The following is a 23,761-nucleotide window of genomic DNA, read 5'->3' as shown; positions in this document are numbered from 1 at the left end:
CCAAGGGGCACCTTGGCTCTTATTTTGGACTGGAATTTAGTTAAAGCGTTACAGGAAGAATGGATACAATCTTCTCTTTCACCTGTTCGGAAAGATCCTTTTCAGTCAAAATCTGGACTGTTCCCGAATCATTGCTCGTCCTGATCAATCGCCCTATACCCTGGCGCAAACGAAGGAGCATGTATGGAAGATCCACTTCTTCGAATGCGTCGGTAACCGAGTTTCGTTTGGCCTCGAAAACTGGATCTCGCGGCGGGAATGGAAGGGAGTGTATCACTACATTTTGTAATGAAGGACCTGGAACATCAAGCCCTTCCCATAAATGATAGGAGAAAAGGACAGATTGCTCCTCTTCTTGGAACTTCTTAACAAGCTCGCTGATTTCCGCTTCGCCTTCAAAATAAAATGGGTAAGAAGATATTGGGCAGTTTTCCTTGAACCAATGCAATTCTTCTTTTGAATGAAATAACACAAGTGTTCGACCTTCATTTTCCTCTATTGTTTTCATCGTATATTGAAGTTTTGCCAATTGATCTCCATTTGCGAAGACCGGCATGTTCATTTTCATGACTTCATCGTAATCAAAAGGTGATTCAACGGAGAAACTGTCATACTTTTCTATCCCTAAACTATCAGCAATATATTGGAAGGATTTATTATCCGATAATGTTGCAGATGAAAAAATGTAAGGGATTTTTTTAGAGAATACCTGTTCAGACAAAATATCCTGTACAAGCCGTGGCATGATGACCAATGTTTTGGTCATTTCATTTTCTTCAAACCAGGAAACGGCCTGTTCATCTTTCACAAATAGAGAAAGCGAATAACCTAGCTGCTCTAAATATTCTTCCGTCACTTTTAAATCATAATCATTGATCGTGTACATTTCCGCTTCAAAAACAAGATTCTCCTCTAACTCTTCAACCTTTTTGTGAAGCTTTTGGGCAAAGCTTGTTATTTCTTTGGACATCGGAATTTCATAACGATTAGATCCGCTGACATGTATCGCTTTTTCATCCAACAAATCAAAAAATTCTTCATTGATATCAATTAAATCCTCAATGATGTATAAGGTTTCTTCACGAACTTGATTGGCTGTAAGCAATTCCAAAACCGAAGCAAGGGTCTGTTCCCCAACTTTATATGTTAAAGCCTTTTGAGCGGCAAATTCCAATAGGTGACCTTCATCAAAGACAACGCAGCTATGATCAGGCAGCAATGGTAACTGTCCTTCACGCTTACGCTTTTCCTTAGTCCATACATGCTCCATGAAGAAGTCATGTGAACAAATGATCAAATCACTTGATTTTCGGTAGTGGTCCCGTGATAGGGTTTGCCCACAACGATGGCGTTTATCACATGTAAAACAGTTTTGGAGCTGATCCCAGCCAACTTTAGACCAGTCTTCATCATTTAAATATGGATACTGTTTACGGTCCCCATATGCTGTATAGGCGTTCATGGATGAGTTATCATGGACAAACTTGGGAAGTTCATCATATAGCTGATCTATTCCCTCGGAATCTTCATGATTCACTGCGTAATCCAATTTCTTAAGACATACATATTGATCGTGATATTTGGCAAGCCGGACATCCACTTCAATACCTAAAGCATTCTTGATTTTTTGGATGTCGCCTTCCTCTTTGACAAGCTGTTCAATCAACGTTTCATCAGCACACGAAATAATTGCAGGTTTATTCGTATATCTAGCATAACAAATCGCATATAGTAAATAGACCAGAGTCTTACCGGTCCCTACCCCCGCTTCAGCAAAACTTACATTCTTTTCTTTAAAGGCTTTTTCTAACTGAAAAGCCATGAAGATTTGTTCGTCACGCAGCTCAAATCCTTTTTCGGGAAGAATATCGTAAAAAACATCACCGATCCATTCTGAAAGCTTATCGTAAAAAGAATCTTCCTTTGTTACCGAAAAAGGCAGTGTTTTAAGCATCATGGTCTCCCCTTTTATCTATCATCATTATATAGTATCCAAATCATTACATATCTAGGCAAAAGTATATTATCCTTTATTTCACATTAATAGTCAAGATATTTACCAGCCATCAGAAATGAAGCTTTTTATGTATGTTCTTCTATGTATACTGCCAGATTGCCCGATTCGTAAAATAAAAGACAGGCTCCAAAATAGAGCCTGCCTGTAAATAATATAGGGTTGAATTAAGCTTTGTTTACGTTTGATGCTTGTGGTCCACGTTGACCTTGTTCTACATCAAATGTAACGTCTTGGCCTTCTTCAAGTGTTTTGAAACCTTCGCCTTGGATAGCTGAGAAATGTACGAATACATCGTCTCCACCTTCACGTTCGATGAATCCAAAACCTTTTTCTGCGTTAAACCATTTTACTTTACCTTGTTCCATTTTTGTTGCCTCCTAGTGTGTTCTCCACACATTATATTACTATCCTTGCTCAAAAGAATATTAAGGTATTCCTTAAATCTGAACAAAAATAATTCATTATTAGAATAACAGAAAAGGAAATGATAAGCAAGACTGGAACCTATTATGAATAAATCGTCCTGACCAACAAAAACCTCCGTTATATTCTACCTACTTATTCACCTTGAGGCTGTCTTGGCGGCCTTTTCCCCCAATATTGATAAAGGTCAGCACGGATGAAACCATTGAACAATTTCCTTTTTTTCGTTGCAGGCTTCCCGTAATGCTGTTCAAAGTCAGGATTGGAGGTAATCATGTATACTGACCATGTATCAAGCTTCTTGAAGGCTTGGCCCATTTCCCTATACATCTGCTCAACTGCTTTTTTCTCACCAAGACGCTCTCCATAAGGCGGGTTCCCGACAATGACACCATACTCTTTCCTTGTCGAGATATCCCTCACTTGCATTTGTTTGAATTCAATCAGATCACCAAGACCCGCTTCAAAACTATTCGCTTTAGCTATATCGACCATTCGATGGTCAATATCACAACCGGTAATGTCCAATGACTGATCATAATCGGCTAAATCTTCAGCCTCAATCCGTGCTTGATCCCAAACCTTGCTGTCCATCCATGCCCAGGTTTCAGATACGAATTCCCTATTAAACCCAGGTGCTATGTTCTGCCCAATTAAGGCTGCCTCGATGGGGATCGTTCCAGATCCACAAAATGGATCTATGAAAGGTTTATCCGGTTTCCAATTGGTCAGCATGATTAAGGCAGCCGCCAATGTTTCTTTAAGGGGTGCCTCCCCCTGTCCTGTCCTATATCCCCGTTTATGCAAACCAGCACCTGAAGTATCAATGGTCAGTGTCACTACATCTTTTAAAATAGACACTTCAATTTTAAACAAAGGACCAGTTTCTGCAAACCAAGACACTTGCTTATATTTACTTTTCAATCTATCAACGATCGCCTTTTTGACAATAGCCTGACAATCAGGGACACTGTAAAGCTTTGACTTAACGGATTTTCCACTCACGGGGAACTCAACATCGGCTGATAAGTAATCTTCCCAATTCAATGCCTTTGTTTTTTCAAACAACTCATCAAAAGAATATGCTTTAAATTCAGCGATTTTAATTTTCACCCTATCGGCACTGCGCAGCCATAAATTAGACCGGGCAATGGCGGATTGGTCCCCTTTATACGTAATTTTACCATTATCGACTTGACAATCGTAACCAAGATCCCTAACCTCCTTGGCAACAATTGATTCCAAGCCCATTGCTGATGTTGCAATAATATCGAATTGTTTCATTAATCTTGCACCTTCTTTCCATTAATCCAAATCAATGACACCTTTTCCCGGATTTCTTCATTATGTATATAAGAATCAGGCATTGATTTTTCACATGTAAACCTCGTTTAAAAGGTCCACCGATTTATCTTTCGGTTAGAATTCTTCATTGTTTGCTTAGCTTATTTCATGTTCATGTAGCGCATATTCATCAATTAAATAAAGCTTAACCCAATTATCCATATACATTAAGGTACGCACTGCAACCATATGATTGAAACCCTCAAAACCAATTATGTATGCTTCCCATCCATTATCCTGAAATTTAGGTTTTCCGTCTTGATCCTTTCATGTTAGGGCTAACAGAAGAGTTAAGTAACCTTTAAAAATAGGATACCCAGAATCAGGGAAATGCTTAACATTAGACACCAATTTTTAAACGTTACCGACAGACTTCATACAAATCCATTTTCTTTCCGCTTGACACTTTTCGAAATGGAATGAAAAACTTGCCAAGTTCTAAGTTTAACACAGCAGTGTTTCAGAAAACGAAAAATAAATGGAAATGCCCAATCTTTTTTTATAATCGGGCAATCTCAAAAACAAAAACTCCCCTTTTAAAAGGAGAGTTGTGCTTTTGGTGTTATATGATAACGTTCTGTAAGCCATGTTTTGTTCCTCAGTACTGCAAGCGACTCGCGTCTCGTACTTCGGCGGTAATCATCTATCTACAGAAGCATACGCTTCTGTCCTTCTCCTCGTTCAATTCCAAGGAAGAAAGCGCCCCTACCATTAATTTGGGTTTCTCGCTCGTGGGGTTTACCTCGTTCCACCCTTCACATTTCTGTAAAGGCTACGTCACTGTGGCACTTTTATAGGTATTCATGCCATATCCAAAAGGACTTAGGCATTTTCCCAGCCGTCAGCAATCCAAGATTGCTGCCCAAGCTTATTTTTTCGCCAGGCACGAACACTACGGACATCGCAGTCCGTGCGAGCATGGACTTTCCTCTACTGCATAAATGCAGCAGCAATTACCCAAACGTTAACATAACATAATTGATTATACTCCATTATTCACGAAAAAACAATACCAAAATAACTTTCACTTTTACAATGCAAAATCTCAGTCAAAAAGCTTGTTACCAAAAACATGCTTTTCCAAGTTGGATAACCGTTTAAGGATATCAAAGTTAGTGGTTCCCGGTGTGGCACTTGGAGAAGGTTGATTTGGACGTTTTGTACTCTCTTCGGCCTGTTTTTTCAATTTAAGATTTTCTTGTTTAAGATCTTCGATTTCCTGATGGAACACTTCATAATCTTTAATGATCAGATCCAGGAATTGATCCACATCTTCAGGTTTATAACCGCGCATGGCTGTTTTAAAATCTTTTTCAAGAATATCTTTAGCCGTTAATTTTATCTTATCGGATAGCATAAGACTTCACCTCAATACTTTCGCCAATACAATCGACTTTTTATTATTTTTTCAAATCTGCTTGGGTTTGTCAACGAAACACCTTTTTGTATGCATACTATTTAGTGAACGATATGTATTCCCATTAATTCTGTATCTAAATTTCATAATAATATGATTATGCTTTAGAAACAACTTTTAAACCATAATTATTTTCATTCCATCACTCTTCGGACCAACTCGCTTCTTCCGCAGCCAGCTGCAGATCATCAAAGTTTATCTGAAATATCGGGTATGGCTGTGTTTCAGCCTTTTCCATCGCCTCGAAATAAGGATAACGGGATGATCCTTCTTTTTCTGCCTCGTAAATGATGAGCAAGGCATCGCTTTTATGGACCATATACCTATTTTTTATTTTCAGTTGTTGTGGCCCTTCATATGGTTTATTGAAAATGGACTCAACAAAATCGGCACGGGCCAATATGGATCGGTAAAAGTCTTGATTCGTCTCGTTCCATGACTCTTCCTGTTTCAGGAAAGGAGTAAGGACCCCTAATTTAAGCTGAGGATATTCCTCCTGTAATTCGAACACTACTTCTGCACCCCATAGTTCCGTACCCAACTGACCTGAGATGATCACCCATTCCAGCCCATCTTCCGCCAGTGGAAGGAGACGCTGCTTCATCGCTTTCTTTATATATTTTACGGCTTCATGGTCATTTTTGAATATACCGAACTCAAAAGCCTTATAGCCCGTCAAATACAAAACCTTCATCCCTTGGCTAATCTCCTTTTAACATGATTATGTAAGAAAACAAGGGCTTAATAAGCCCTTATTTTTTAATATCCGAATTGTCCAGGCGGACAGCATGGGTTTTGCGGCGGCCTTCCACAAATCAGATGTTGATTATAGCATTCGTTCACCACGGATTGAGTATGCGGGAAATAATGTTTAAACGTGTTCACATGTTTATTGACATTTGTAGTATGTGATGGATGAACGACAGGAATCACTGTGTTCGAAACATTCGTATTGACAAATTGCTGTGTCGGAGAGATTTGCGCTGGGGCAACTTGAGATGGAGATGTTTGTGTTGGACCATATTGCGCTGGAGACACAGCCGATGGACCATATTGCGCTGGAGATACAGCCGATGGACTATAGGCTCCCATTACGTTAGAGTTTTTACCGGTTGATGCACCCATTACGTTAGAGTTTTTACCGGTTGATGCGCCCATTACTCCAGGTGCGTTCCCGTATGCGCCCATTACATTGTTGGATGCTCCCATTACATTGTTGGATGCGCCCATTACATTGGGTTTATTTCCTCCACAATTACGAAAATACATTTATAATACGTCCCCTTTCATCATGATAAGTTTAGTCTTACCATTACAGACTATGAAAAAAAGGGGATACGTGTACTGATGAAATGACCTAATTATACAGAATAAGTATAAAACGATGTATGGCTGTCGATAAGTACACTATTATATTAATGCTATCCCTAAATGTACTGAGGGTAATTTTCTATAAAAAGGAATAGAGACTGTCTTTTAATGAAGTAAATAAAACAATTGTTAAACAAAGGACAACAAAAAATAGAAATAAAGTCGTTTTATACATTTCTTCGCTCCGCTTTCACCTTGAATTTATGATGTAAAGGAATGAAATGAACGCTTCGGAATTTCACCCTCAACTCTTTCCATTTTACACATAATAGTTGGAGGCTACAATAATTGTATACATATTTTTTATTTTCAGCCTTTTGCACTAAAAGACCATTTCAATTCCCATATTTTATATAGAAATACCCTTAGATTCCTCTTTATTTTCGAGCCGTCGAATCCTCTTTTCCAATTCCATCTGTTTTTTCCCTGGCAGGTTCCCTTCTCTCACAATCTCTTGAAGTGCGATTAATGAACAGTTTAGAGCAAGACCGACGTCCTTAAATTGATGTTCATATAATTTTGCACATTCAATCTGTGCCTGTATCCTTAATTGCACATTTCCTTTTAAGGCAACTTCCTTCCAAATTTCCAAAGCTTCAATGAAAAGTTTTTGCTTCTTTTTCTGATAGGCTAAGGCATGGCCAGCTATTATCCGTTCTTCCTCACTTCCTGCTTCCAATATAGTTTGATAGGTCTCAACTGACTCCTCTTTTTTTCCCAAATAAGCGAGCCATCGTGCAATTTCCATGGACTCTTCCGTATATCCATCGATTTGGAGGATTTTTCGGGACAAATGAATATACAATGTGATCAGTGATAAGATATCCAATTCATTATGCTTCATGATCCCAAACAGGATTTCCGGATTCTTTCGCTCAACAAAATCAAAATAAATCATCGGAGCCAAATATCCAGGAATATCATCCTCCCTATGTACACCTAGGATATCTGTTTCGACTGCTGATAATTTGACTCGTTCCAGTTTGTTTTTCCATAGGCGTCTTGAAGCATGATATAAATCGAAATGTCCGAATTCCGGCAATTTTGGCACATGCTCTTTTATCAAGGTATGTCTGGTTTTTAACTGGGGCCAATCAAAGGATTTACCATTATATGTGACAAGCGTTTCGTAATTGATGTTTTCGAGAAAGCTTTGATAAAGCGGGATTTCACTTCCAGGCTGCGGAAGGATATGTTGCTTTACAACTACTTCTTCCCCTTCTATATAAGCATAGCCAAGTAAAAAAATGGTATTGCCGGCCCCGCCTCCAAGACCTGTTGTTTCCGTATCGAAGAAAAACAGATCTTCACTTTTGACACCCCTAGCGGATAGTGGATGCTCCAATGAAGTTTGATTCCACTCTTTTACAACTTCTTTCAGTTCGGAAAATGCATATAACCCGTGTTTGTGATTTATAGGGTAGCGGACTTCCCTAATGAAACAATAGTCACCGTCAAAATGAAAGGAAACGGTATCGTTCTCCAGCCACTTTTCATGGTAAGGAATTTCTTCATTCACTGCCCGATCTTCTTCAACGGGAGAAGGATGGTTTACGGACTCTAGGTTCATATGCGTTTTCATACGGTTCAATTTATTTTTTAATGACACGAAACTACACCTCTTTTCACTTATCACTGCAATCTATTAATGTTTTTGCCTACAAAATTGACCCAATAATTGTTTGGCATCACTCTTGGCTGTTTTCGTTGCGGTTTCCGTCCCGATACAAGAAGGACAGCCGCTTTCACAAGCGCAATTTTCGATCATTGATATTGTTTCAAGTAGAATGACTTCAGAGTTTTCATATACTTTATCACTTAACCCTATGCCTCCAGGATAACTATCATAGATAAAAATGGTCGGTTTTTCATTATGTGCAGCCTTAACCTGCGGATAAACATGAATATCATGCGGATCGCACATAACATGTAGCGGAATCATGTAATTAAGAGCATGGGCGGCACCTATCATTCCTTGTTCAATCCGATTTTCGTCCCACTTAAATATATCGGGATCGATGGAAAGCATGGCTGAACTCGTGTGCAGTTCCATCTCCGGGAGACTGATTGGCCCTGAACCAATATTTTCATGTGTTTCGAATTTGATTTTCTTGAAGATCGTAGGCATCGCCCGGATTGCCACATCGCCAAAAGCAGCTGCCGTGGAAGCGAAAGTTCGCTGTTTATCGACTTCCAATACCGACAACTGAACAGCAAGGTTGGCATCCGTATAATAGTCCACATTAACTTCGCGGACATACGCTTTCTTTTCATCCCAATCAAGTTCTTCCACCTGAAATTGTATTCCCTGGTGCAAATAAATGGCTTCATCGTGGAGGAGGGTCATTGCACTGAACGTATCCATTTCCCCTATGACCCGATTAACCGGTGCATTCGTTTGGTCGATGATCACGACATTTTCCTGTGCCGCTGAACGCAGGCTGATATTGCTTGCGGGAAAAGCATCATTCATCCAATGCCATTTGTCTCCATTTAAGTGTAAGACCCTTTCTTCCGTAAGGAATTCAAGTACGTCCATAATCTCTGTTTTCCCAAAGGTATCGCCTTTTTTAAATGGAAGCTCATATGCTGCACATTTTACATGATCAACCAATATCAATAGATTATCCGGATTGATTCTTGCAGTTTCTGGATTTCTGGTAAAGAAATATTCGGGGTGCTGTACGATATATTGATCAAGGGCACTAGAACTGCCGACCATGATGATCAATGCTTCACCATGCCTTCTTCCTGCTCGTCCCGCCTGCTGCCAGGCACTAGATATGGACCCAGGGTAACCAGTCATTATGCAAACCTGAAGCTGGCCGATATCGACGCCCAACTCAAGTGCATTTGTGGAAACCACTCCATAAATGGAACCATCCCTGAGGCCTTGTTCAATTTCTCTGCGCTGTGTTGGCAGATATCCACCGCGATAGCCCCTGATCGATTTTGGCCCCAATTGCTTTGATACAAGTTCCTGTAAATATGTCAATAGAATCTCCACACGAACCCTGCTTCGCGCAAAAACGATCGTTTGAATTTTATTTTTCAAAAATTCATTGGCCAGTTTCCTGACTTCCAAAACCGCACTCCTTCGTATGTTCAGCGGTTTATTTACTATTGGGGGATTGTAAAACACAAAATGCTTTTTCCCACTTGGTGCTCCGTTATTATCGATTAGGACCATTTGTTTTTCCGTGAGCTCTTCTGCCAACTCTTTTGGGTTATTGATCGTAGCGGAAGTACAGATGAATACAGGGTCGCTTCCATAAAACTTGCAAATCCTTTTTAACCTTCTTATGACGTTGGCTGTATGACTTCCGAAAACGCCTCGGTAAATATGAAGTTCATCGATTACCACATACTTCAAGTTTTCAAACAAAGAGACCCACTTCGTATGATGGGGCAAGATACCGGAATGGAGCATATCAGGATTGGTGATCACGATATGCCCTGCCTGGCGGATTTTTTGCCTGATGTTTGAAGGTGTGTCCCCATCGTATGTATAACTATTTATTTCAGCATCCATTTCATGAATCATTTCATTCAATTCGCTTTTTTGATCATAACTCAGCGCTTTTGTCGGAAAGATATAAAGCGCCCTAGTTTTTTCATCTTCCAGTATTTTTTGAAGGACCGGCAAATTATAGCATAATGTTTTTCCAGAAGCCGTGGGTGTAACCGCTACAAGGCTCTTGCCACTGACAGCATTATCAAATGCAGTTGCCTGATGGGTATACAATCCATTTATCCCCCGTAATTCAAGAGCATGCTTGATTTTATCATTCATTGTATCGGGAAAAGGAACATGTTTTGCCTCTTTTGCTTCAATTACTTCCCAATGCACTATATTATCTTTAAAATCCGCATTTATTTTTAAATCATTGATGACTTCATGTAAATTTTTTCTCAGTTTCATATGACCACCTCACACTCCTATTCTACCGAATGAACGTTCTATGCAAAAGGGAAACTATTTCCTTTTCAAAAAAAAAAGCTGGAAACGTCACCATCACGTTTCCAGCTCGGTCTTTTTACATTTAATTCTTCCCGACAAAGCGAATGATTTCTTCGATTAGTCTGCTTGGGGCTTCCAGCATTCCCATATGGCCGCTGCCCTTAAGTATAACTTCATGGATATGGCCCCCTTTCACAGAGAAGGTTTTATCGACGGGAATCACCTTATCCTGTTCACCTGCAACCAATAGGACAGGCAACTTCGTATTTTTGAGTACATGGTTTCTGTCTATTCTGTTCCTCATGGCATGTAAAGACCCTATCGCACCGATTTCACTTGTTTTATATCCGATTTCCTTTATATGATCAATATTGGGATCATCGGAATTAGCGAAAAGCTTTGGTATAAGTCCGTCAATGAAAGCGGGGATTCCCTCACTTTCGATTTTCTCGACAGATTTTAAGCGCCCCGCCTTTCCAGTCTCATCGTCCGGGAAAGCGGTGGAATGTACCAATGAAAAACCCAACAATTTCCCAGGAAACCTTTCTGCGAATGCCAAGGTGATATATCCCCCAAGCGAATGACCAAACATATAGACCTGTTTGATTTCAAGTTCTTCCAAAAATGACGCAATATCAGCAGCCATATCTTCAATCGAGAAAGATCCCCCTATTTCCTCACTTGCACCATGCCCCCGTAAATCAACGGCAATAATCCGGTATTCACCCTTTAATTCAGCAATGATGTCACTCCAATATTCATGGCTTCCGCAAAATCCATGGATAAACAACAATGTTTCATTACCTTTCCCGGTATCTATGTAGGAAAGCTTGCTATCTGTCATATTAACCCCTCATTTCCTTAACTAATCATTCAGTAACGTTATTCCCTATTGACTTGTATCTGAAACCCTACAGTGCATTCACATTTCTTCATTCCTCACATAGCCTATAGGCAAAGGAATTTTTTAGAAAGGAGCACCGTGATGACCTCTTCTGAAAAAAATAATAATCGGAATCGAATAGAACCCTTTACCCATTTCATAAACAAAATGGATCGGCTGTTTTCCGAGAGGCCCCCTAAAGGCATGCTGCAATCTCTTGACGATTTCTTCGGATCGGCGAAAGAACGCAGCTTTCCGGTTGATGTTCACGAAACGCATTCAGAATATACCGTTACTGCCACATTGCCCGGAATTGCACGCAGCCAAATATCAATTGATGTACTGTCCCATGCCGTAACCATATCTGTAAATCATGTAGATAGAAAGCATAAAAATCAAGGATTGTTCCAAAAGGAAGTTTCAGCCGGTACTCTATCAAGAACCATTTCCTTTCCAAAGCCGATTGATGATGCAAAAGTGACCGCGCGACATCGCGATGGCATCCTAATGCTTAATCTACCCAAAATCAGAGGGAATCGGATTGAAATTCATTAAACATGAAAAAAGCAGACTTAAAAAAGTGGCTGGTCACTTATAAGTCTGCTTTTCTTTATTCACCCTCTAAGCTTTGAAGAAGCCCCCTACTCCTTTGACCATTGAAGATACTTGAGAAACCGTATTCATCATTTGTCCTGCTGTATTCATCATCTTCGTTATATCCATGGAGCCATCTTGTGTTTTGAATTGATTCATGACCGATTTGAAACCAGATGGCTGGGGTTTTTGCATGAACTGCTGCTTAGGATATGGATTAAAGGCCTGCTGCTGACCTTGCGGAGGTCTTTTAGCTGGCTGTAACGGATTGGCGAACGGACTAAATGCTTGCGGCTGCTGATTGGGTTGGATCGGGTGCATTTGTGTCATCGGCTGCATTACACTGTTGCCCGGATAAGCACCTACAGGCATCGCCTGCTGCTGGACTTGTTGGAATGGATGATAGGCAGCCTGCTGATAAGGATCATGATATGGCGTCATATAGCCCCCTGTATCCTGGAGATGATATGGAGGCATAAATGATTGTTCATGATTATTTGGCGGAGGATACGGCATAGGCTGTTGGTACCCCCCCCAATATTCCGGCATTGGTTGAGGAAACTGTCCTTGATTTGGGGAGATTTGGTTATAACCGGATCTCATCATGTCAATGAGCCCTCCTCTTTTTTCATTACATGGTTCTGATAATATATGAAAAAAGAGGTAATAAAGTGTAGGTGTTTTTATGATAAAATCCTATCGATTTCCGTTTTTACATTATTAAGAATGAATTCGACCGATTGGACGTGGCTTTTAAATCGCTTATAACTTGTTTTAGGAAAAAATGCCTGAACGGCCACATCAGAAAGGTTATGGGCGGTTTGTTCGATTTGCTCGGGGAAAAGATGCCTGAATTCGGTTTCTTTCATCCACTCCTTCATTCCGGTTTCCCATTCGATGCATGCGGTCCTGACCAGGTCTGCAAACGGCTTGACTTCAGAAAAAAAATCCTTTTCCTTCCCTTCCTTGCGTACACCCTCATAAATTTCATCCGCTTTGTCCGTATATTGGATTAATTGTTTTGTTAATAGCTGCATTTTTTCTTTATGCACATTAAATTCCTCCGTACAATTGTTTCCCTTAGTATAATCCAGTTCTTAATAAAATGATATTCCAGCGAATTAAACGGGCAATTCCGTGAAAACCTTTTGCTTTATCATTCTTTTTTCCGGGACAATGGAAAAGGAGTGGTTTGGACCTTCAGCATTTACCCAATAATCCTCGGCTTTCTCAATGGCTTCCTGGGCTTCATTAACTAATGTATATTGCTCCGCCCATAGTTTGCACCGCACTGTATTTACAGTTTCCCCATATGAAATTTCCAAACGATCCAGGCTGGTACTGATCTCAGCTATCATCCTTAATATCTCTTCTGTTGCGACGCTTTTATTGACCATGCTGATCCCTCCCATTCTTTACCTGTACTATTCTTTTTTTTATCTGAAAGCCCTTCATGACTGACAAAACTAGAAGGGAATCGGCAAAGAAAGTGCAATTCACTTAATTTATTATGCCCTTCGACAACAATGGCAGAATGAAGAATGAAGTTTTAAACAAGAATACAGACAGGAGGTGATTTTATGCAGTCGAATGAAAGCAGAGAGCAAAAAAACGAAAAACGACAAAAGCCGCCCACTAAAAAGGCAGGAACGGGAAACCCGAAACTTAGTGGAGAAAACCGCCCCTCTACGTAAGACATAAATATTGAACGATAAACAGGGAAGGCTTAATCGAAGCCTTCCTGTATCCTTTTATAAAATCAAATTTTTGATTATGGCAGCCGTGTGCAGCTGCTTTTGTTTATCGTCATACCAATCGGTCAAATGCGGGTCTTCTTCCCATTCGGGCTCAATGAACCATTTTTTTTTAACCCTTTTTTTCATATCCCATTGCTCTGTCTCCCCTGCTCGATGATGAATAACTGGGTATACCCTCCTCAGCATCGGGGTTTCATGGTACCTAGGCTTTTTTCGATATTGCTCATAATCATATCTGGCACCCGTTGGTTCAGTCCTGCAGGAAAATTCATAAAATAGCGGAAACAAATCTTCAGAAAATAAAAGACCAGCCAACCTTTTCCCCAATTCAATCCTCTTATCTATATTTCTAAAGTGGGAAACCGACGAGCCATACAGTTCTCCATTGCAAGCAGGAAATAAAACGGTGCTGAAATGCATCCAGTCCTCCAGGAAAAACAATAGAGAATGAAAAACGAAAGATTGCTTTTTAATAACTGGTTCTTCAATGATGTTTTGTTCATTTATGATAAGCGCAGTGACTAATTTTTGGCGATTTCCATGTTTCCAAAAGGAATACCATTCGTTCTTCATGAATTTGGTAATGAAAAAATAATGACATAAGTGAAACAAAGGACGCCCAAACTTCGTCGAATAATGATAGAGAAGTAATTGCGGATAGGCATCTTGGAATATTCTCCAGTTGGCTTCTTCATACGTTAGGAATAAGTGATGCCTATATTTAAGGCCAAGCAAACGGGAAAACCAAATTCCTTCAAGATCACACATATTCCAGCCTGCATTCCTAGAAACCATCCCAGCTAAAAAAGACCATTGTATTTCTGGATGCATTCTGAAAAATTGTTCATATGCTTTTGTTCTTGATATATTATCCCTATTTCCTTTGGCGGTTTGGGCTTTAATGGAATGGAGCAATTGCTTTTCCGTCTTTAACATTCGCATCTACGAGTCCAGCCTTTCCATAGCGATGAATTGTGACATATAGTTGTACATAAATCCTATCGTTCTAAGAAACAATTCTTTTTATTCACATTTTGGATTCTTTTTTTGCTAATATAGAAAAGTGAAAAAAAAGGAGGGGTAAAAGTGGCATTTCATTATCCCAACGGACGAAAGTTTGTACCGCAGGCTATGGAAGAAAAGAAAAGCCCACTAAAAAAAATCAGTTACAGCAACCGGGGAAAAACATTGGAAGACGATTTGAACGAAACCAATCAGTATTATTTAGCACACGGCATTGCCGTCATCCATAAAAAACCGACACCCATTCAAATTGTCGATGTCCACTATCCGAAAAGAAGTGCTGCAGTCATTAAAGAGGCTTATTTCAAACAAGCATCGACCACCGATTACAATGGTGTTTATAAAGGAAAGTACATTGATTTTGAGGCAAAGGAAACGAAAAACAGCAGTTCGTTCCCTTTGAAGAATTTTCATGACCATCAAATTGAACATATGAAACATATCGTTCAGCATGACGGAATTGCGTTTGTCATCATCCGGTTTTCCGCAATGGAAGATATATATCTAATGAGTTCTGAACAACTAAGTTTTTATTGGAAGAGAATGAAAGAAGGCGGACGCAAATCTATAACTCTTCAAGAGGTTGAAAGCAGTTCACGAAAGATTACTCTTGGCTTTCAACCGAGAATTGACTATATTAAAGTAGTAGATTCGCTCATCGCAGAAAATTTTTAGTTTTTTTAGAAAGGCAGGTTAGCTGTAATGGCTGAAAAATATAATACTAGAGAAGAACGCCGAAAGCAGGGGCAGACTCAAAAAAAGGGACAGAATAAAGGTCCTAAAAAGCCAACCAATATGCTTAAGCGAATTTTCCTTATACTTGTTACAATCGGAATAATAGGCCTTGTTGCCGGTGGAGCTGCAATGGCTTACTTTATAAGCGACGCTCCAAAGCTTGACGAAAAGCTATTGAAAGATCCGGTCACGTCCAAGATTCTCGATGAAAATGGTAAATTGCTAGCTGAAATCGGGAAGGAGAACCGGGACTATGTCAATTATGAAGATATTCCCGATCTTGTCGAAGAAGCTTTCCTGGCAACGGAAGATTCACGCTTTTATGAACACCATGGGGTCGATTTCCTACGTCTGGGCAGTGCCGTGATAGCAAACTTCAAAAACGGTTTCGGCTCAGAGGGTGCAAGTACATTGACCCAGCAGGTTATCAAGCGTTCTTATTTAACACCTGATAAGACCATTAAAAGGAAAGTCCAGGAAATGTGGCTATCCATTCAGCTTGAAAGAAAATATACAAAAGAAGAAATTTTCGAAATGTATGTGAATAAGATTTTCTTTGCAAACCGCGCGAACGGGATCTTAACTGCATCGCAAACTTATTATGGAAAAGACCTTAACGAATTGAAATTGAACGAAGCGGCCATGCTTGTAGGATTACCGCAAAGCCCAAGCAGGTATGACCCTTATAAATACCCTGAACGTGCGAAAGAACGCCGTGATATTGTTCTTCACTTAATGAATAAACATGGATATATCACCGAAACGGAAATGAAAAATGCACAAAGCATCGATATAACAGAAGGACTTCAAGAAATCGATAAGAGCCAAATCGATACGACCGCATATGATGCATTCATCGATTTGGTAATTGAGGAAGTCGGGGATATGGGTGACTATAACGTCTTTACCGATGGTTTGGAAATCCAAACGACCATTGATAAAGATGCCCAAGAATATGTCTATAACATGTTGAACAGCGATGAAATCATCAATTATCCAAGTAAAGATCTCCAAGCAGGAGTCACATTACTCGATACAGAAACTGGTGAAATTAAAGCAGTGGGCGGCGGCAGGAACACGACGGTTAAACGCGGCTGGAATTATGCAACGGATGCCAAGCGGTCACCTGGTTCGACCATTAAGCCGATTCTGGATTATGGTCCTGCCGTTGAATATTTAAACTGGTCCACTTACCATCAAATCAAGGATGAGGAATACACTTACAGTAATGGAACGCCGCTTAAAAATGCTTCCGGGCGACATTATGGTACTGTAACCACTCGTGAAGCACTGGCACGGTCATTAAATATTCCTGCCTTAAAAACGCTTCAAGCAGTCGGATTGGACCGGGCACGTGATTTTGCCACTGACCTTGGCATTCCTTTTGACAAGGAAATTACCGAATCGGCAGCATTGGGCGGCGGTAAGGATGTTTCTACACTTGAACTTGCCGGTGCATACAGTTCGTTCGGAAACAACGGTATCTATAATGAACCGCATAGTGTGAAAAAGATTGTTTTACGTGATAAAACAACCATCAAAAACAAGACAGAATCAAAGCCGGTCATGAAAGATTCCACAGCTTTCATCGTGACGGACATGTTGAAAAGCGTCATGAAAGAACCTTATGGAACAGGAAGGTTAGCCAATATACCTAGTCTCCCGGTAGCCGGTAAAACAGGTTCAACCAATTTCACGCCTGAACAGCGTGCAGCGAACAACATCCCATCTTCCGGTGTAAAAGACAGCTGGATGGCGGGTTATACAACCAATTATACAGTCGCGGTTTGGGCTGGTTATGATAATGCATCCGGTGAGCAAATGGAATATCTGGGTGAATCATCTCAAAGGATCCCTAAATTCATCTTTAAGAATTTAATGGAACACATGGCTCAATCAAAAGAAACGAAAGACTTTGATCAACCTGACAGTGTTGTAAAGGTTGGAGTCATCAAAGGTTCGAATCCAGCTGTTAAAGCCAATGAATATACACCAAGCAGTAAAATCACTTATGAATATTATGTTAAAGGCCACGAGCCAACACAAGTGACGACAGAATATGAAAAAATCGACTCACCTGGCATTAACGCTTCTTACAACCAGGAAAGCAATGAAATCAATCTTTCATGGTCACATCCTAAAGGTAATGGGAATACCCAATTCGAGGTTAAGATGTCCGTGGACGGCGGAGCACAGAGCGTATTAAAAAAATCGAAGGATACTAGTTTAACGATCCCTAATCCAACCCCTGGAAGTAAATATACTTTCTCAGTGGTAGCTCTAGTTGATAACCAACAAAGTGATCCTGCGAGTACATCTGTCAAAATACCCGCTGAAGCGGTAGTCCCTGAGGATACTGAGGACGAGGAGATTGAAGATCCGGCCGAAGGTGAAAATCCTGAACAAGAAACTCCTGCTGAAGGAGAAGAGGATAAACAAGACGACAAAGACAAAGACAAAAATAACAATGGCGAAAACGGCAATAATGGAAATGGCAACAATGATAATAATGGAAATGGAAATGAAAATGGAAATGGGAATGGCAACAACCCTGATGACGGAAATGGCAATAATGGTGACGAAGACGTCGAAGGCGGGGATGATGTCACTGATCCCGGAACGGTAGAAGAGGAAAAACCAGTTGAAACCCCTGAACCTGACCCTAACCCGGACCCAGATCCAGAAAATGATACAGAATAAATATATTAAGATTGACTAAAAAAACGTCTAAGCTAAAAGCTTAGACGTTTTTTTGGCTGTTCTTATTTTTGATCATGAACTTCACATATTGTTTTTCAAATTCTCGGAACAACTCACTAAGCTGTCTATAAGAATGAAAAAAAGCGGGTCTAGCAAGGATGAATGAAAGCCTTTCATCCATATTTACCGGAATATAGTTAAAGAATACTGTTTGGAACCGGAAATCATTCAATACCACTGGCTTACCATGCATCCAGTAGACTGCGGTTAAAAACAAACCGATCCCCTTCTTCATGAGTCCCAAAGCCTGACCCGCTTTTCGCTCAGAAAATAGCAAACTGCATTCTGAATCAATTCCCTTCCATATTTCCAGAAGTTCCTTTACATGCATGGCCCCCTTATTCCAAGGAGCATACGCCTCTACATTATTATAATAAAGTAACTCATACGGGAAAACCTCGAATGGGATCGTTTCACTCCAACCCTCATATCGCTCTTTTTCCAAGATGGGGTTTTTTTCAGGAAAAAACAACGAATGGTCCAATTCTTTAGGAACGTTTAATGATATGGACTGCGTCAATTGGCTTCTTTCCTTTTCATTCTTTTTTTACCTTCACGGCATAACTCGAGAAGCGGGCAGGTTTCACATTTTGGCGACTGGGCCTTGCAATGATAGCGTCCAAAGAATATCAGGCGGTGATGCGTAACGGACCATTCATCCTTTGGTATCTTAGCCATTAATGTTTTCTCAACATCGAGGACACTATCCTTCCAACGGCATAATCCCAGACGCTTGGAAACACGCTCTACATGGGTATCCACAGCAATCGCTGGCACATCAAAAGCAACGGAAACGACTACATTGGCCGTCTTTCTGCCAACGCCAGGCAATTTAACCAGCTCATCACGATCTCTTGGGACTTCCTTACCGTATTCTTCGATCAGCATGTGCGACAACTTTTGTATGTTCTTCGCCTTGTTACGAAACAAACCGATTGAGCGAATGTCATTTTCCAACTCTTCTATCGGAACGCTTATGTAATCCTCAGGCGTTTTATATTTCTGAAATAAATCCTTCGTGACTTTATTGACTAATACATCCGTACACTGAGCTGACAGGGCAACAGCAACCACCAATTCAAATGGATTGGAGTGATTCAGCTCACAATGGGCATCCGGAAACATTTCACCCATCGTATCCAGACAATATCGAATTTGAGCTTTATTCAACATATTGGTTCTCCTTCAATTTACATTACTGCTCGAGCCAGTTATAGAAAGGCACATCTTTCAACGGTTGTGCAGTCTCCGTCTTTCGGTCCCTCTTTTGGTGAACTCTAAATTTTTGTCCTTGCTCCCTTGCCTGTTCCACGGTTTTAATTCCATTCTTTTTCCACTCGAATAAAATCCGATCAATGTATCGGAAATTCAATTTTCCGGAAATGACAGACTCCCTCAGAGCTGATTTAATGATCTCAGGTTGATGGTCGTCTTCCATCCACATTGCCAATGTTTCACATTCAAATGGAGATAAAGGGCGGCCGAACTCCTGTTCAAATATCGTATAAAGGCTCTCCCCGGCTTTTTGGATTTCAGCAGACTCTGACTGTTTCAATGTTTTCAAGAAACAGTCCATCATTTTTTCATAAAGTGGGGACAACGAATATTTTTCCTGTCCGATTTCTTGGCTCTCCTCAACCGCCATTTCAACAAATCCCCTTTGGACCAAACGCTGGATCAAGAATAGACATTCCGTTTCCTGCAATGTCATTCGGTCAGAAAGTTGGGATGGTGCAGGGAAATGGTTACCTTTATCGATGAAGCTTTGCAATTGTAATAATAGGACCATTTCTTGTTCATTCAGTCCCATTGCACTATAGTTAGTCAGCAAAAAGGATGGAATCGTTATCGTTCCTTCCTTAAACCACGCATATAAATGTTCTTTATTCATGTTTTTGGACACCTCTGGTTAAGTATAACATGAATAAGGCTCTCCGAATAAGTTTATAATTTTAACAAAAAACGGTTATCTGCCAAATGGCAAGATAACCGCTTCATCACGGAATCAAGGATATAATCGATTTAATAGACGTGGGAACGGAATGGTTTCACGGACATGCTCGACTCCACTGATCCATGCAACGGTGCGTTCTAATCCCAAACCGAAGCCTGAATGCGGTACGGAGCCGTATTTTCTTAATTCCATATACCATTTGTAAGCCTCTTCGCTCAAGCCATGCTCATTGATTCTCTGTTCAAGCAATCCCTGATCATGAATCCGCTCTGAACCGCCAATTATTTCTCCATAACCTTCCGGAGCGATCAAATCGGCACAAAGGACCACTTCTTCCCTGTCAGGATCTGGCTGCATATAAAAAGGCTTGATTTTGGTTGGGTAATGAGTTATGAAAACAGGCTTATCATAACTTTCCGCTATCGCAGTTTCATGCGGGGCACCGAAATCATCACCCCATTGGATATCATCGAATCCTTGTTCATGAAGGAACTTGATGGCTTCATCATATGTAATCCGCGGGAAAGGAGCTTGAATTTGCTCAAGCTTCGCTGTATCACGGCCCAGTGTATTTAACTCAAGCTGACAGTTTTTCAATACGGATTGGATGATGGAAGAAACGAATTGCTCCTGGACCTCCAGGTTTTCTTTAAATTCGATAAATGCCATTTCCGGTTCAATCATCCAGAACTCGATTAAATGACGTCTTGTTTTGGATTTTTCTGCCCTGAAGGTAGGACCAAAGGAAAATACCTTCCCAAGGGCCATGGCAGCCGCTTCCATATAGAGCTGACCACTTTGTGAAAGGTATGCATCCTCATCAAAGTATTTAGTCGCAAATAGCTCACTAGTTCCTTCTGGTGCGCTTCCGGTTAAAATTGGTGGATCCACTTTAACGAAACCTTCTTCATTAAAGAACTCATATGTAGCACGGATTATTTCATTCCGGATTTTCATGACTGCATGCTGCCGTTTTGAACGCAGCCACAAATGGCGGTTATCCATTAAGAATTCGGGACCATGCGCTTTAGGTGTAATGGGATAATCCAATGATTCATGAATGATTTCAATATCTTTCACCTGTAGCTCAAAACCGAACGGGGATCGTTCATCCTTTTGAATGACACCTGTTACATACAAGGATGACTCTTGCGAAATCGATTTCGCACGAGCGAAAATTTCTTCACCCACTTCAGCTTTCACGACCACACCTTGAATGAAACCTGAGCCATCACGGATTTGAAGGAAAGCAATTTTCCCACTGGAACGTTTGCTGGCAAGCCAGCCTCCAATGGTAACTTCTTGATCGACGAATTTGCTAGCATCTTTTATTGTAATTTTCACGGAATTTACCTCCAAAAATAGCTTAACTTACTAATGAATTTACTCTATTTATTATACCTATAGCCCTGCTTACAAGCAAATAAATCAATTGAAGCGAGAGTTCCTGCCTTTTATATCACTCTTATGTAGTCGCCAGATTGCATGGTGAATTACTTTTCACTGATGCCCATATTCTTATTACAGTAAAATCATCTCGTTATATGTATCGATCGACATTTCTATTTTTAATTAAAGGATTGAATCCACTCAACCAATGGTAATCATTTTCGCCTTTAGCAGCTCTTCAAGCCTTTTGATCCGATAGCGTAAACCACTCATTGAAATGTTCAATTCCTTCATGCTGCATTCAAGATTTCCACCGCATTGCAGAAATACATAAAGCGTTTTCAATAATTCATTCATTTTTGGATCATCTTTCATCAATAAGGGACCCAACATTTTCTCAGCTTTTTGCAGGACCGCTGGAGTACTCCCACTATGCATTAAAATGGATAGCAGATCGACTTCTTCAAATTTGGTAATATCCCGAGTTCCTTCATTCATATTCAAAGCCGTTAAAGCTTCTTGAAAAACGTCGTGAGCCCGTTCCAATTCATCACTTATTGTGCTAAGTCCCATTTTAAAATGATATCCACTGAAAACAGTATATAAGTGATTGATGCATTCCTTTGTTAGAAATCGAAATTCATTTCCAGGGCTCAGTGGTATAAGCAATACAATATTACCATCCCTTAATGCTGTTAAGACGACTTGATTACGATCCTTAAAGAAACTATATATCTCTTCGATGATTTTCTGCTGAATGAAATAGTCATTCTCAGTCCCCCGATCCGAGATATACAGATAGCCCAGCACTGCAATGGTGAAAGGATGATCCAATGGAGCGTCTACATACATGCTTTTTTTGATTATTTCTTCTCTAGAAACAAACTCTCCATTTAATATTTGTTCAAGAAATAAACCTTTTACCCTTTCAAGGGCTTCAAAACTGCTTTTCTCATTTAAGAGGAATAAGGAACCGGTCATGGACACCCTCTCGAGAATCATTCGATTGATTTCCAGGTTCGTTTTTTCTTCGACTCGATCAGATTGCAAAAAGGCACAATAGCCATAAGTTTTATTTTGTAACGTTATGGGAGTATAAAGCAGCTCCATCCCATCTTTTACGATTCTTCCGGTCTCCAAAGTGGCAGGTCCATTTTCCCTCATTACTTCAAGCTGATTCCTGACTTCACTCACCATCCCTTTGCGAAAGCCAGCATGATAAACCTGATTGCCATTGAAATTCTCCATCAACAAAGGTATTTTTGTTTTCTGATAAACCATCCTAACTATGGATTGAAGGCTTCTTCCGTTAATCAACTCTTCTGTCAGCAAGTTATGAATATCCATCACTTTAGACAAACTATTGCGTTCCTCCAGCAGCTTTTCATATGTTACGGCAAGCTCTTGAACAATCGGTTCGGTTTTATAATATTTCAACTCATCCTGAATCTCCATGCCCCATACATGTATCGATTTACCTTCGTATCTACACTCTGATTGCCCTGAACCCTTACAGGCACTTTCCTTGAAAATCACTTCATGACCGCAGACCGTTGAATAAAATCCACTTGCATAACCCGTCAATGTATAACAGACTGGCTTTTCCGCGATGCCTGTCTGGGTGATATGTTCCTCTGCTTCATAGGAATTCACCCAAACCCCTTCCACCTTTACAGAGTGTACTTCCGCTTGACTACCCATCGATAATTCCAGATTCATCGTATTTACTTTTGTATAACCTTGCAGCATATGTAAGATGGGGCCTTGCCTCAGTATCTCCTTAACCGTTGACATGTTCCCTTTCAGTACCTTTTTAGCATCATTGACTCCGATATTCCAGCCATAACGTATTAAAAAAGACTTCATTCTTTCAAATCCAATATTCTCGATCAAGTCCTTTCTTAAGGTACCGAAAATTGAAGAGGAAGTCAGGATCATCCTCTCATCATTTAAATGAATTTCACCATCATCATTCTTAAGATTCAAAAGATTCGTCATGATTTCCCCCGGCTTTCCTTTTACATCATATTATACTTTTTCCATACCTTACCTATCAAGATAAATGTAAACGCATACATATCATGCAGTGGCGGGAAAACCGGTGGGAGTTCGATACAATCCATTCCTTTTTAC

21 protein-coding genes and 1 other RNA gene are annotated in these 23,761 nt (G+C 40.3%); 3 read left to right on the top strand and 19 right to left on the bottom strand.

Annotation, left to right across the window (positions count from 1 at the left end):
- Nucleotides 1-40: 40 nt before the first annotated feature.
- From ACQKNS_RS15190 to ACQKNS_RS15145, 10 genes are all read right to left on the bottom strand, one after another.
- Entirely contained in the window at nt 41-1,957 is a 1,917-nt protein-coding gene (locus ACQKNS_RS15190) for an ATP-dependent DNA helicase (RefSeq protein ID WP_427643986.1), read from the bottom strand.
- A 224-nt stretch (nt 1,958-2,181) separates the two neighbouring features.
- On the bottom strand, nt 2,182-2,382 hold the full coding sequence (locus ACQKNS_RS15185; RefSeq protein ID WP_034307871.1) for a cold-shock protein: 201 nt from the start codon (nt 2,380-2,382) through the stop codon (nt 2,182-2,184).
- Nucleotides 2,383-2,575: 193 nt separating this feature from the next.
- A complete protein-coding gene (locus ACQKNS_RS15180; protein ID WP_427643984.1) occupies nt 2,576-3,724 on the bottom strand; it encodes a THUMP domain-containing class I SAM-dependent RNA methyltransferase in 1,149 nt (382 codons plus the stop codon).
- A gap of 635 nt (nt 3,725-4,359) precedes the next feature.
- An RNA gene (rnpB, locus tag ACQKNS_RS15175) (RNase P RNA component class B) lies at nt 4,360-4,749 on the bottom strand.
- A gap of 80 nt (nt 4,750-4,829) precedes the next feature.
- A complete protein-coding gene (gene gpsB, locus ACQKNS_RS15170; protein WP_427643983.1) occupies nt 4,830-5,141 on the bottom strand; it encodes a cell division regulator GpsB in 312 nt (103 codons plus the stop codon).
- 202 nt (nt 5,142-5,343) lie between these two features.
- Nucleotides 5,344-5,895 carry a DUF1273 domain-containing protein gene (locus tag ACQKNS_RS15165; protein WP_427643981.1) on the bottom strand — a complete coding sequence of 184 codons (552 nt, stop codon included), beginning with the start codon at nt 5,893-5,895 and terminating at the stop codon, nt 5,344-5,346.
- A gap of 65 nt (nt 5,896-5,960) precedes the next feature.
- Nucleotides 5,961-6,470: a CotD family spore coat protein gene (locus ACQKNS_RS15160; protein WP_427643979.1), complete on the bottom strand. Its 510-nt coding sequence runs from the start codon at nt 6,468-6,470 to the stop codon at nt 5,961-5,963.
- Between the two features lie 451 nt (nt 6,471-6,921).
- On the bottom strand, nt 6,922-8,181 hold the full coding sequence (locus tag ACQKNS_RS15155; RefSeq protein WP_427643977.1) for a ribonuclease H-like domain-containing protein: 1,260 nt from the start codon (nt 8,179-8,181) through the stop codon (nt 6,922-6,924).
- 36 nt (nt 8,182-8,217) lie between these two features.
- On the bottom strand, nt 8,218-10,494 hold the full coding sequence (locus tag ACQKNS_RS15150; protein WP_427643975.1) for a DEAD/DEAH box helicase: 2,277 nt from the start codon (nt 10,492-10,494) through the stop codon (nt 8,218-8,220).
- A 121-nt stretch (nt 10,495-10,615) separates the two neighbouring features.
- Nucleotides 10,616-11,377 carry an alpha/beta fold hydrolase gene (locus tag ACQKNS_RS15145; RefSeq protein ID WP_427643974.1) on the bottom strand — a complete coding sequence of 254 codons (762 nt, stop codon included), beginning with the start codon at nt 11,375-11,377 and terminating at the stop codon, nt 10,616-10,618.
- Between the two features lie 141 nt (nt 11,378-11,518).
- On the opposite strand from ACQKNS_RS15145, the gene ACQKNS_RS15140 reads away from it, so the two are divergent.
- Nucleotides 11,519-11,971 (top strand): Hsp20/alpha crystallin family protein, encoded by a 453-nt coding sequence (locus ACQKNS_RS15140; protein WP_427643972.1) that lies wholly within the window; start codon nt 11,519-11,521, stop codon nt 11,969-11,971.
- Nucleotides 11,972-12,037: 66 nt separating this feature from the next.
- Here the strand turns inward: ACQKNS_RS15140 and ACQKNS_RS15135 are convergent, their stop codons facing one another.
- From ACQKNS_RS15135 to ACQKNS_RS15120, 4 genes are all read right to left on the bottom strand, one after another.
- Nucleotides 12,038-12,616 (bottom strand): YppG family protein, encoded by a 579-nt coding sequence (locus ACQKNS_RS15135; protein ID WP_427643971.1) that lies wholly within the window; start codon nt 12,614-12,616, stop codon nt 12,038-12,040.
- Between the two features lie 77 nt (nt 12,617-12,693).
- Nucleotides 12,694-13,062: a YppE family protein gene (locus tag ACQKNS_RS15130; protein ID WP_427643969.1), complete on the bottom strand. Its 369-nt coding sequence runs from the start codon at nt 13,060-13,062 to the stop codon at nt 12,694-12,696.
- 69 nt (nt 13,063-13,131) lie between these two features.
- Nucleotides 13,132-13,407, bottom strand: coding sequence for a hypothetical protein (locus ACQKNS_RS15125; protein ID WP_427643967.1), 276 nt, complete (start codon nt 13,405-13,407; stop codon nt 13,132-13,134).
- A gap of 354 nt (nt 13,408-13,761) precedes the next feature.
- On the bottom strand, nt 13,762-14,709 hold the full coding sequence (locus tag ACQKNS_RS15120; RefSeq protein WP_427643966.1) for a DUF2515 family protein: 948 nt from the start codon (nt 14,707-14,709) through the stop codon (nt 13,762-13,764).
- Between the two features lie 144 nt (nt 14,710-14,853).
- Between ACQKNS_RS15120 and recU the strand changes: the two genes are divergently transcribed.
- Nucleotides 14,854-15,465, top strand: a complete 612-nt coding sequence (gene recU / locus ACQKNS_RS15115; protein ID WP_076365738.1) for a Holliday junction resolvase RecU — start codon at nt 14,854-14,856, stop codon at nt 15,463-15,465.
- A gap of 27 nt (nt 15,466-15,492) precedes the next feature.
- The gene (locus tag ACQKNS_RS15110) at nt 15,493-18,225 is read left to right on the top strand and encodes a PBP1A family penicillin-binding protein (protein ID WP_427643964.1); all 2,733 of its coding nucleotides are present in this window, start codon (nt 15,493-15,495) and stop codon (nt 18,223-18,225) included.
- A gap of 40 nt (nt 18,226-18,265) precedes the next feature.
- Here the strand turns inward: ACQKNS_RS15110 and ACQKNS_RS15105 are convergent, their stop codons facing one another.
- The 5 genes from ACQKNS_RS15105 to ACQKNS_RS15085 form a co-directional block, all read right to left on the bottom strand.
- Nucleotides 18,266-18,805 (bottom strand): YpoC family protein, encoded by a 540-nt coding sequence (locus ACQKNS_RS15105; protein WP_427643962.1) that lies wholly within the window; start codon nt 18,803-18,805, stop codon nt 18,266-18,268.
- Nucleotides 18,802-19,458 (bottom strand): endonuclease III, encoded by a 657-nt coding sequence (gene nth, locus ACQKNS_RS15100; RefSeq protein ID WP_427643960.1) that lies wholly within the window; start codon nt 19,456-19,458, stop codon nt 18,802-18,804. Before nth ends, ACQKNS_RS15105 begins: the two co-directional genes overlap by 4 nt.
- A 22-nt stretch (nt 19,459-19,480) precedes the next feature.
- A complete protein-coding gene (locus tag ACQKNS_RS15095; protein WP_427643959.1) occupies nt 19,481-20,176 on the bottom strand; it encodes a DnaD domain-containing protein in 696 nt (231 codons plus the stop codon).
- 114 nt (nt 20,177-20,290) lie between these two features.
- Nucleotides 20,291-21,583, bottom strand: coding sequence for an asparagine--tRNA ligase (asnS, locus tag ACQKNS_RS15090; RefSeq protein ID WP_427643957.1), 1,293 nt, complete (start codon nt 21,581-21,583; stop codon nt 20,291-20,293).
- Nucleotides 21,584-21,829: 246 nt separating this feature from the next.
- Nucleotides 21,830-23,626, bottom strand: a complete 1,797-nt coding sequence (locus ACQKNS_RS15085) for a XylR N-terminal domain-containing protein (RefSeq protein WP_427643955.1) — start codon at nt 23,624-23,626, stop codon at nt 21,830-21,832.
- Nucleotides 23,627-23,761: the final 135 nt, after the last annotated feature.

Origin of the sequence: Peribacillus sp. NPDC094092 (assembly GCF_050279365.1) — a bacterium.
Classification (GTDB): Bacteria; Bacillota; Bacilli; order Bacillales; family DSM-1321; genus Peribacillus.
The sequence above is the reverse complement of the archived record's forward strand: the minus strand, read 5'-3'. Positions and strand labels throughout refer to the sequence as shown.